The sequence below is a fragment of the Pseudoalteromonas sp. S16_S37 genome (assembly GCF_014694405.1).
Taxonomy (GTDB): domain Bacteria; phylum Pseudomonadota; class Gammaproteobacteria; order Enterobacterales; family Alteromonadaceae; genus Pseudoalteromonas.
This window is the reverse complement of sequence record NZ_JAAUWV010000088.1, coordinates 1-11,799: the sequence shown is the minus strand read 5'-3', so window position 1 is coordinate 11,799 and position 11,799 is coordinate 1. Positions and strand designations below refer to the sequence as shown.

At 43.0% G+C, this 11,799-nt stretch carries 7 protein-coding genes; 3 read left to right on the top strand and 4 right to left on the bottom strand.

Going from position 1 to position 11,799, the window contains the following annotated elements:
* Nucleotides 1-128 precede the first annotated feature (128 nt).
* The 3 genes from HC733_RS21030 to HC733_RS21020 all read left to right on the top strand — a co-directional run bounded on the left by HC733_RS21030 (nt 129) and on the right by HC733_RS21020 (nt 3,664).
* Nucleotides 129-1,376: an ABC transporter permease gene (locus HC733_RS21030; RefSeq protein ID WP_342366046.1), complete on the top strand. Its 1,248-nt coding sequence runs from the start codon at nt 129-131 to the stop codon at nt 1,374-1,376.
* 162 nt (nt 1,377-1,538) lie between these two features.
* On the top strand, nt 1,539-2,492 hold the full coding sequence (locus HC733_RS21025) for a GlxA family transcriptional regulator (RefSeq protein ID WP_190366940.1): 954 nt from the start codon (nt 1,539-1,541) through the stop codon (nt 2,490-2,492).
* An 11-nt stretch (nt 2,493-2,503) separates the two neighbouring features.
* Nucleotides 2,504-3,664 carry a hypothetical protein gene (locus HC733_RS21020; RefSeq protein WP_190366939.1) on the top strand — a complete coding sequence of 387 codons (1,161 nt, stop codon included), beginning with the start codon at nt 2,504-2,506 and terminating at the stop codon, nt 3,662-3,664.
* Nucleotides 3,665-3,748: 84 nt separating this feature from the next.
* On the opposite strand, the gene HC733_RS21015 is transcribed toward HC733_RS21020, so the two are convergent.
* The 4 genes from HC733_RS21015 to HC733_RS21000 form a co-directional block, all read right to left on the bottom strand.
* Nucleotides 3,749-6,166, bottom strand: coding sequence for a PAS domain-containing hybrid sensor histidine kinase/response regulator (locus HC733_RS21015; protein ID WP_190366938.1), 2,418 nt, complete (start codon nt 6,164-6,166; stop codon nt 3,749-3,751).
* Nucleotides 6,167-6,386: 220 nt separating this feature from the next.
* Nucleotides 6,387-7,214 carry a class II glutamine amidotransferase gene (locus HC733_RS21010; RefSeq protein WP_238937649.1) on the bottom strand — a complete coding sequence of 276 codons (828 nt, stop codon included), beginning with the start codon at nt 7,212-7,214 and terminating at the stop codon, nt 6,387-6,389.
* Between the two features lie 323 nt (nt 7,215-7,537).
* Nucleotides 7,538-9,448 (bottom strand): aminotransferase class I/II-fold pyridoxal phosphate-dependent enzyme, encoded by a 1,911-nt coding sequence (locus HC733_RS21005; protein ID WP_190366936.1) that lies wholly within the window; start codon nt 9,446-9,448, stop codon nt 7,538-7,540.
* A 159-nt stretch (nt 9,449-9,607) separates the two neighbouring features.
* Nucleotides 9,608-11,203, bottom strand: a complete 1,596-nt coding sequence (locus HC733_RS21000; protein WP_190366935.1) for an L-lactate permease — start codon at nt 11,201-11,203, stop codon at nt 9,608-9,610.
* Nucleotides 11,204-11,799 lie beyond the last annotated feature (596 nt).

The window sequence follows — 11,799 nt, the reverse complement described above, 5'->3', positions numbered from 1 at the left end:
ATAATACTTAGTATCAACAAGACTTACCTGTCTTTTACGTGCCGTTGCCATGGAAGCTGCCTATCTTTTAATCAGATAAATAAAAGATAGGCAATGAATGAAAAATAAACAAATAAAAGGGAATAAAAGTGGGTGTCTTGTTTATTCGCGATCAAAGCGCTGCGTTGGTGCTTAAAGGAGTCGTTAATACATCTCGTGGTAATGTGCTATTTAGACAACTGCTGATTGTGTCTCAGTTTGCCGTTGCGGCTTTATTATTAGTCGTGAGCTTGGTGGTGAATTGGCAAATGCACTACGTGCAAAACATGCCTCAAGGCTATGACCGAGACAATGTACTGGTGGTGAGCCGAGGTGCCAGTGTTTATAACGCTTTTAAAGTTCAAGCAATGCAGCTCAGTGAAGTAGAAGCGGTTACGATGTCTCATACCGTGCCAACCAAGGCTACGCGCACTTCTCATGTGGTTAGACGACCCGATGCGATGGATACTGAAGTGTGGGTCGGTAATAACCCTGTGAGCTATGATTTCTTCGCTACATTTGGCATCAAAATACTCTCAGGAAGAGGCTTTGAGAAGGCGTATGTCAATGATGCTTATAAAGAAGATAAACAAAACATTGCAAATAGCATGGGCAAATTAGTGATTAATCTTACATTAGCTCAAACTTTAGGGTGGAGCGCAGAGGAAGCCGTTGGGAAGAACATTGTATTGGGAGGGACCAATGAGGGCTTTCATACTCACCAAATTATAGGTGTAACCGAAGATACGCATTATATCAATGCCAAAAACCAACTAGCTCCCATGTTATACGTATTATCTGAGCAACCACAAGACTTATCATTGAGCTGGTTATCAATACGCTTAGCAAGCAACGCTAATCTGGAAACCATTAAGCAGTTAGAGCGGATCTGGTTAGGCTTGGATAGTAATGTGGCGTTTAAGTATGACTGGCTGAGTGACTTATTTGCAGCTTCTTATCGAAACGAAACCTTGCAAACTAAGTTACTTAACGTATTTACCGTACTTGCATTTGTGGTTACAAGTATCGGTTTACTTGGATTAGCGGCTTTTATGACGCAACGTAAAGTTAAAGAAATTGCCATTCGCAAAGTGTTGGGCGCCTCAAGCTATCAATTATGTTTTATGCTACTAAGACCGTTTACGATACTAATTTTGCTGGCGAACGTAGTGGCATTGCCGATTGCTTATTGGCATATTCGAGATTGGTTAAACAATTTCATTTATCGAATAGAGCTACCTGTGAGTGCTTTTGCTGTTGGAGTTACGGTAAGCTTAGTGATTGCTTATGTAACAATTTTGCTGATTGCACTCAAAGCAATCCATGCTAAGCCAGCGGCAGCGCTTGCGAGCGAGTAATACGAAGGCATACGGGGAATTGTTATCACCCCTTATGCCTGTCATGTTCCAAAAAAATCTGTTCAAAGTTAGAAATGGCAGTATTGGTAGCTTTGCTGTCATTTAGGTCATTTGGGCTTTTAGTTTATACTGCTTTTCAAATATACCAGCTAGGAAAGCGCAATGAACAAGCCCATCTATTTTTTAGCCTATGAGGGTATGGAGTTACTTGATTTGTCGGGCCCTCAATCGGCCTTTTACGAAGCCAGTCAAGCAGTATCAAACAGCTACTCTCTCAAAGTGATTGGTTTTGACAAACAGCCCGTGCGTTGTGAAGCCGGATTACAAATTATGCCTGAACTCGCACTGAGTGAAGTTCAGCAGTGCCATACATTGGTGATCCCTGGGGGCAAAGGTGCCCGAAGCGAGCTTGTCACAGCGCAACAACTGCAGGTGCTTGCTAGGCTAATGGCGCGCTGTGAACGCATTGTTTCAATATGCACGGGGGTATATTTTACCGCTAGGGCTGGGCTTGCTGAGGGCACTAATGTGACTACGCACTGGGCATTTATTGACGATTTGAAAACGCAATTTCCACATTTATGCGTTGATAGTGAAAAACTCTATGTTCAAGATGGACGTTATTGGTCTTCTGCAGGCGTTACCTCCGGCATTGATCTATCGTTGCGATTGATAGAGTTAGATTTAGGCAAAACTGTGTCTCACCAAGTTGCAAAACATTTAGTGGTTTATTTAAAACGTTCGGGTAATCAAAAACAGTTTTCTGACTTATTAAATATGCAAAAGCCAAGAACGCCGCGCATGGAAATGGTCAATGAATGGATAAAAGAGCATGTACATGAAGAGATTTCAGTGCAAGATCTCGCACAAGTGGTGCACTTGAGTGAACGACAATGCCATAGACTATTTTTGTTAGAAACGGGCAATACGCCGGCGCAATACATCGAAAAATATCGCATGCAGTTAGCCAGTGAGCTGCTGGCCACGTCGGATAAGAACATTAAATCGATAGCGTTGAATCTTGGGTATCATACCAGTCATGGTTTTAATCGCGCTTTTCAACGTAACTTTTCTGTAAGCCCCACGGCCTATCGCAGTGCATTTTTGGCCAGATAACGAAGATGAATATGAAAGTACTATTATTTTTTATAACTCTATTATTCAGTGGATTAGCTGCTGGCAACCCAGTTATTAGTGATAATAAATTTGGTCATGACCATGCAACTGCTCATAAGCCGTTGGTGCAAACAACAAATGCCCCTGAGGGTAAATATGTTTGCCAGCTATGTCCACATGTTAAAGATATTTATAATACAACCACATTTGAGCATGATGGCCAATGTCCAGTTTGTGGCATGAACCTAATTGAACAGCATTCACGAGAAGTTACAACAGACTTAAAACTGCACAGGGGTTCAGGTAACTATTTTATTTCAGGTGGGAAAGGGCACGAAGCGCGCTTAATTAATGTGTTTTATTACATGCCACAAAAATTTAATGCCGCATCTCGGGTTTTACTGGTTATTCCTGGCGCTGGCAGAAATGCTTGGAGCTATCGAGATAGCTGGGTTGAGGCCGCCGAGCAATATAACGTTTTGATACTATCGCCTGCGTATGCCGAAGATGATTATGACTTTGCTAGTTATCATTTGGGTGGCACAGTATCGGATCTTGTTTTTAATAACAAGCAAGCGTTGGCAGAAGGTAAAAAGACCAGTAAGTATCGCTTTGAAGACCAAGAGTTGTTATTTGATATTAACCATGATGCTCAAAGCTGGCTATTTAATGATTTTGATCGAATATTTAACAGTGCTATCAGCGCATTAGCAGCACCGCAAAGCAATTATGATATTTTTGGTCACTCTGCTGGTGGGCAAATCTTACATCGGCTAGCGATTTTCCATCCTGACTCAAAAGCACAGCGGATCGTTGCAGCTAATGCTGGCTCCTATACCGTTGCAAACCGCGAAAATAACATACCATTTGGATTAAAAAACAGTAAATTATCCGATGAGCATTTACATCGAAGCTTTGCTAAGCAGCTGATTTTGCTTATTGGAGAGCTAGACAATGACAGCGAAACCAGAGGCAGTATGTTGCATACACCAACACTTGATAAACAAGGCTTAGGGAGACTCGCTAGAAGCCATTACTTTTTTGCACACAGTGCTCAATATGCCGCAAACATTAATGCTAAATTTAATTGGCAGCATCAAGTTGTTAAAGGTGTTGGACATGACTTTAAAAAAATGAGCAAAGCGGCTGCACAATATCTTTATGCGCAGTAAGTTATACGAGAGTGATTAACAGTTGCAATGTCGGTTGGCTGCGAAGTGAAGATGTGCTGCGCAAACAACAAAGCCCAGCCGTGTTTAGCTCAAATAACGCGTTAACACACCATAGAGGTTATTCATATCCACAGGTTTACCAATATGGGCGGTAAAACCTTGCTGAAGATAACGCTCTACATCTGCCAGCATAACATTCGCCGTCAGAGCAATGATACGGATATCACTATTGATTTTGTGTATCTGCTGCTGAGCTTCTACGCCATCCATTTCTGGCATTTGAATGTCCATTAGGATTAGGTCAAAGTCTTTTTGCTCAGCAGCCTCAACCGCTAATTTACCATTTGCCACTAAGGTTAATTCTGCATTGGTATCTTTGAGCATCGATTTTATAAGTACTTGGTTAATTGGGTTATCTTCTGCAATGAGTATTTTCTTTCCAGACAATTGCGGCGCCACTACCGCCTTATGTGCTTGTGCAGTGGTATTCTTATCCGATTTTTCCAAGGGTAAAATAACGTCTACGGTTGTGCCGCGGCCTATTTGACTACTTAGGTTAACTGTTCCGCCCATCAATTTTACCAGGTTAATGGTTATTGACATACCCAACCCCGTGCCGCCAAATTTGCGGGTAGTTGAACTATCGGCTTGTTCAAAACGCTCAAAAATACGCGCTTGAGCGGCTCCACTCATGCCTATTCCTGAGTCTGCCACGCAGATACATACTGCTTTTTTACCCTGATATTCTTTGCAGCTTAGCTCTATTGTTACACGGCCCTTCTCGGTAAACTTTACTGCATTGGAGACCAAATTTAGCAGAATTTGCTTAACACGTACGATGTCACCTAGCCAACCATTAGTAAAGCTCTTATCGACGACATGTACTAAATCAATGCCCTTATTGCTTACTAGGGTGTCAACATCAAATTGCACCGACTTCACAACTTCAGAAAATAAAAACGGTTGTTGCTCCAACTCTAGTTTGTTGTTTTCTATTTTTGAGTAGTCGAGTATGTCGTTGATTAGCGTAAGTAACGACTTAGCTGAAGACGAGGCGTTGATCAGAATGGTTTTTAAATCATCACTGAGTTGGGTGTTTTGTAATAACTGCAAGCCGCCAAGAATGGCATTCATGGGGGTGCGGATCTCATGGCTCATATTGGCCAAAAATTCACTTTTGGCGCGATTGGCTTGATCTGCGGCTAGTTTTGCTTTTTGTAGTTCACTGATAGAGTTGACTTTGTCAGTGATATCGTAGTTTACACCAACTACTTTTAAGGCTTGCCCGTTAGCATCTCTGATAACTTCAGCACTGGCTTTCATGGTTCTTATTTGCCCATTTGGGTGTACAACGCGAAACTCAGGGTCGTAAGTGCCTTTGCCAGCAACAGCGTCGAATAGAAGTGTTTTTGTTGCTTCGATATCATCTGGGTGGACGCTGCTTTCCCACGCTTCATAGGCGCCAGAGAAGTCGGCTTCTTTTATGCCGTAGAGTGCGTACATCCAATCATCCCAGATTAATTCATTGGTGACCACATCCCATTCCCACACGCCTATGCCTGCTGAGTCATTGGCAAGCTTCATTCTGAAGGCGCTTAATTCGGCTTCATCTTTTGTTGCTTGGAGTTGTTTTTCAATACGTTGTTGAGCCGAAATATCTTGAACCACCGACCATATATATTCTGTGCCATCACTTTTGGCAATTTTAACGCCAGAAAGCTGAACAGGGTAAGTATGACCAAGTTTATGAATATACTCTTTTTTATAAGGACCGTAACGGCCTTCTTCAGCTAGCAGCGTTAACATATGCTGTTCTTGATCTTCGTAGGATTTTGGTGTGAGTTGCCAATAATCCATGTCGTTTAGTTCATCAACACCATAGCCAGTAAAGCGGCTAAATTCATTGTTGACGTATTCAAACTGACCATCAGACAAACGGTTAATAACAATGCCAACGGGTGCTAAGTTAACAAACTGCTCAAATTTCTCTTTTTCTTCAAGGTAGGCTGATTGAAAGCGCTCAATATCAGAAACCGCGTTTTCTAGCTGAGTTTGGGTCTCTGAGAGCTCGGTAATGTCTCTACCAATGGCAAGTACTAGATTTTTATCGCCAAGAGGCAGGGCTGTGAGTGACACTAAGCATGGAAATGTTGAGCCATCTGAGCGCGCATGGATCCACTGAAACAACTGAGGCCCGTCAGTGAACGTTTTTGCTATGTATTCACTGGCCATTTTGTCAGAGCGTCTACCACAAGGCTGAAGCTCGGGGGATAAGTCAGCAGGTCTTAGATTAAGAAAGTTATCTTTGCTCGCTACACCATGCAGCACAACTGCAGCTTGGTTGCATTCAATAAAGCGACCGGTACTCAAGTCGATAATAGAGAGCGCATCACCAGATACATCGAATAACTTTTTGTATTTTATACGTTCGGCATTAGTTTCTTCAAGCTGGGCTTCAAGATGGCGAATTCTCTCTTCCATTAACGTGAGTTTTGTGTGCATAGTTCCGTTAGATTTAATTAGTTCTTCTGCTTCACTAAGTATAGAGCTAATCTACCGATTTATTATAGATTTAGTGATGGTATATCAAAGGTTTTTTACCTAAACAACGATAACCCATTTCGAGCAGAGGCTATTTGTATGCTCAGGCATAAACTTTTCTATCTCATTTCATATGCATTGAATATGGTTGCATGTGAGTAAGGTTAGAAGATACGCCTTGCTAGCTTTGAAAAGGGATTGGAATTGCATCAACCGTGACCGAATTATTTGAATCCACAATGATGGCGTGATTGCGCGCTACTTTTATCCATCCTTCGGATGTTTCGGTAAGAGGCTCTGAACATATAATGATATCGCCATTTGACTCGTGATTAACGGTGATATCGTCAGCCAATTGCTCGTAGCCAAAAGTACCTTGCGTATAAAATAATGAGGCGGGTTGGCTATTGGCATCCGTTGCAAAACGGGTGGCAACTGTACTAATACCGTCACTCACTGCAAAGTTAATAAACGCATTAGTATTTGCGCCGTTATCTACTCGAAATTGCATTATGCGCCTGATGGTTTCATAGAGTGCTAGCTTTAACTCTTCAGCTGATAAGTTGTCACAAAAATCAATCGTATCCATAAACAATGCAAAAGCGTATTCGGAGTCGGTGTTGCCTTTGATCAGATTAAAAGCTTTATCTGACAAGCTGTTTAAAATACTGCGCTTAAATTTGGGAAATTGATCCAACCGTCCATTATGCATGAACATGTAGCGCCCTGATGTAAAAGGGTGACAGTTACTTTGTGACACAGGCATATCAACTGAGGCATCGCGGACATGGGCAAAAAAATGCTTGCTGTTCACTTTAGAGGTTAACTGGATTAGATTTTGATTACTCCAAGCGGGTTCAATACTTACGATACGCGCGGGTTCAGGATCGTTATGCAGTGGATACCAGCTCACGCCAAAGCCATCGCCATTTACCGGCTTTGCACGTTTTTTAGCGGTCTTACTTTGCACAATGAGAGAGTTTGCAGGCTTAATCACTAAGTTATTCATTGTGATTGCACTGCCTTTATAAATTATAAAGCGACACATATTTTATTCACCGTCCGTTATCCGAGGCAGCATTTTTGACTCTTCGATTTAGACTTTATAAATTAAAGAGTTACCCATGGTCAATGGATATACTCAAAATGAATACATAGAACACTCAAGAAATAATAGCCTGATTGTGCCGTCTAATCCTTAAACTCGCGTAAATCTTTAATCAAACAACGACTACCAAGCAAACAGTACTTAGATTTGCGAGCAATGCAGATAGAGCAGCAATGTCTTGCGACCTTGCTGCCAAGTGAGGTTGCCTAAGATTGTGGCGCTTTTTACTTGTCCTCTTTTTCTTTCAGCACATAGATCTCGCCATCAAAGCTGCCTTGAATGGTCAAGCCTTGTCCTGCCAACTCTTTTAGGTAATCGATATGATCTTCAGTGATGTGCTGGCCTGGCACCAACAGTGGAATACCTGGTGGATATGGGGTAACTAAACCCGCACAAATGCGGTTGTTGGCCTTGCCGATTGGCACTGATTCTCGCTCGCCATAGAATGCATCACTTGGAATACAAGCCAAATCTATGGCAGGTAAATTCTCAGGCAGGCGAGCGCGTCGTGTCGATTTAGATAACTTCACTTTACCGCTGTCGAGTTTTTTCAAGGCATTGTACAAACGAATGATCTTCGAGCGCGTGCCGCCTAACGTAAGTAAAACCAAGATGGTGCTATGGGTGTACTTTTCGATTTCTAGGCCAATTTCATCCAGCAGGAATTTATGAATGTCTTTTAACGAATAGGGCAGTTGGCTTATGTCGATAAGAATTTTTAGCGGATCATGGCCCATATTATCGCCACTAAAATGCGGGAATATCTCCATAAAGTCTTGTTTACCTAGCACTTTAATATGCTTAAGCGAGGCCATTTGCTGCTTAAATTCTTCCACATGATTCAACAGGGCATTGAGCAACTTATAGCCTTCCATTTCCAATTGCTTTTGGCACACATCCAGCGAGGCGATAAGCTGGTATTTTGGTGACGTACTTGCGTAAATACTGTAAATTTCTCGAAAGAAATCCGCATCAAAATCGGGGTCGTTAATATGAATATAAGACGCCTGAGAAAACGCCGATACCACTTTATGCGCAGAGTGCGTGACGTAGTCAGCACCAGCATGAATCGCGGAATAGTAACGTAAGCTGGGGTGAAACAGAGAGTACGCAAACCAAGCCTCGTCGATAAATACTTTTATCCCATGTTGATGGGCAAAATCGACCACTTGTTTTAAATCACTCAGCAGACCATCGTAGGTACAACCAGTAAGAACCAGCAGTTTGGCATCGGTATTTTGTTCAATCGCCATCTTGATGTCAGCGAGCGATGGCGGTGCAAATATGCCATATTTTGGGTTTAAAATACTCGACAAATAAATTGGGAAACTGGCCGATTGCAAAATGCCATAGTGCACAGATTTATGGCAATTGCGGTCGATGATCACTTTATCCCCTTTGCGAAGCAGGGTTTGTAAAATGATTTTGTTAGAGGTAGACGACCCGTTCGTAACAAAATAAGTGCGTTTTACCTCAAACGTTGCGGCAGCTGACTCTTGAGCACGGCCAATGGTGTTGGTGCTATCAGACAACGAACCTAGCGAGTCTACCGATACCGACAGGTCGCCAACGAATACATTGCGGCCATAAAACTGATAAAAATCTTTGATATAGGGGGAGTTTCTAAAGCTAGAACCGCCGCTGTGCCCCGGTGTATGCCAAGAGTCGTTTGCTTCGCCAACATAACTGCGATACGCCGTCCAAAATGGGGTTTCAGAGCGGTCGTCGAAGTCGTTGATCATATAGCCTAAAATTGCTTCCGGATCGGAGATAACTTCATCTTTGAAGAAGAAAGACTCTATCTCTTCCGATTCGTTGACTATCTCTAGTCCTTTGGTATCGTCGCCGATAACGTACACAGGCAACTCAAGGCGAATGCTCTTTAACTGGTCGATAAATCGACTGTAAACTTGCTCTTCACTCTTATTGAGCACATCCCAACTCAGAACCACCGCCTGAATATCACCATCTTCGGTGACATGTTCCAAGGCAGTTGGGAGGTCGAGACATTCGATAATATCTATCAGAACATCTTCTCGTTCAAAGTTAGGGATTGTTTTTGCCAGATTTGTTGAAAGCGCTTGTAAGATGGCAGGGTCTTGTTCGATGAGCAAGATACGAAGGACTGGTAGCATAATGAAGTTCGCATTAAAATTTGAAAGTTTTCAATAGGGTAAACAAACCACTAAGATTTGTGAAATAAATACTTCGAAAATTTTCTCGGCAATGTACTGTCACATTATATAACGCGGCTTTGCTTATCCAATCTACTGCGAAAAAGCATCGCCGTTTAGCTACGCGTAGACAAGCCATGCAACAAGGCTTGCAAACATACAGTAATAAAGCATTGGTAACAACGTATAGCGGATCACCTCTCCTTCTTTGCCGCTGAGCCCGACAACACTTGCAGCCGCGACCACGTTTACTACCGCTATCATATTGCCTGCATTTGCGCCTAGCATTTGCAGCGCTAAAACAAGATTAACATCTAGTCCTGCGCCGCTGGCAATGGCTTGTTGAAAGCTTGAAAACATCAAATTTGAGAACGTGGCTGAGCCTGCAATAAATGCCCCTAATGAGCCAACAAGTGGGGCGATAAAAATCCAAATATGCCCTAAATGGTGTGCGGTGATTTCAGCCAGTGCCATGGGCATGGCGCTGAGCCCAGCTTCATTTATATCTGAGCGCAAAAAAATGCGCACCATAGGTACGGCTGTACACAGTGCTATGACTGAGGGCAGTAACATTTTTGTGCTTTGCGTGAATGCCGTGCGTAATTGAGTGAACGTGCCACGTTGTAGCCAAATGGCCAGCAAGGCGGTGATCACAAACACGCTGCCCGGTAGGTACAAAGGCATGATATTTGTGGAAATAGGGGAGCCTAGAATATGATTCCACTCGATATTGATGCTTTGTAATGCAGATTTGAAGGGTAAAGAGGGCAGTCGAGTCAGCACCAGCAGCACCGCTACTATCACATAGGGTATCCACGCATTAAGTAAACTTAGTTTTGCTGATTCAGCGCTAGGTGGCGACACGTCGAGCGCGTCAGCACAAAGTGTTTGAGTTGGCTTTGGGAGTAAAAAGCCTTTTTGAGCGAGCGGGCAGACGATAACTAGCCCAACCATAGCACCAAGCACAGAGGGAAACTCTGGGCCAAATAGCCAGGCAACGCAGTACGCAGGAAGGGTAAAAGCCAATGCACTGAAAATAGCAAATGGGGCCATTACCAAGCCCTCACGCCAGCTTGGTTGGTCATCAAAAAAGCGGCAATAGATTAAAACCATGAACAGTGGCAAACAAGCCGCAACGACTATATCAATGCCGATAGCTGTTAATGCGATGGCTGAGACTTGTTGATAACTCATTCCAATCGCGCCTTGCCCAATGCCCACAATAACCGGTGTGCCAACAGCACCGAACGACACCGCGCTGGAGTCGGCAATCAATGCTAAAACCACCGCACTTAACGGCGAAAAACCCAGCGCGACCAGTAATGGCGCCGCGATAGCTGCGGGGGTTCCAAAGCCTGCTGCGCCTTCTAAAAAGCTGCCAAATAACCAAGCGACGATAATGAGTTGCACACGTTTATCTGGGCTTATCTGAGCAAAGCCTTGTTTGATAGTGGTTGTTGCACCCGTTTGTTGTAACACTTTAAGTAACAGGATAGCGCCAAAGACAATCCACAAAATAGTACATGCGATCACGAGTCCTTCAAACGACGCGGCTACTAAGTGTAACCAAGGCACTTGCCAAACAGTGTAAGCGCTTATGGCGCTCAAAACTAAGCTCAGTGGCATTGCCTGTTTAGCCGGCAGCCTGAACAAAACCAACAACACGAAAACGCTAAGAATAGGCACAAGTGCGGTGAGTAATTGTGGGAGCGTCATAATGTAATAAGGAGTCCATTACTTAATTTTGCTCAGCTTAACATGCGAGTGGGGGAATGAATATCGTCCAAACAACTCAAAAAGGGTAAGCATGTTAGGTTTTTACAAGGGGTTATTATTTTTAGTAAGTAGGCCACTTTAGTGGTAAAAGTCTGGCTGCAAAATCGCACAGCAGGTTTGTTTTAAAGCGGGAGATGGCGCTCTAAAGCCAACTTTTACTTTGCGAATGATAGTGAGGCAGACAGAACCTGAACTTTTATCGGGTGAATGCTGTGAGCGAGGAACGGACGTTGGTAGAGAGCAAAGTTATGCTGCTTTTACACAAAGTGTCTGATTTTGTCCTATAAATTATTACTCACCGTTTTGGGGTAAAGTGACAAATTGAAATTTGCTGCAGTGTTATATGCTCGTTTACAGTAGCAATTATTAGTGGAATCATGAAGGTATGTAATATGAGCCGTTTTGGTGAGTTATAAACGTGAGCTTACGGCAAGTTAGCGTAACTCACCATCAAAAATATGCTTGAGTCCAGAATTTAGTCTATGCGTTGTGATTTATAGTTCCAAGGCAAGTAAAGTTCTGGGTTTAATCGCAAT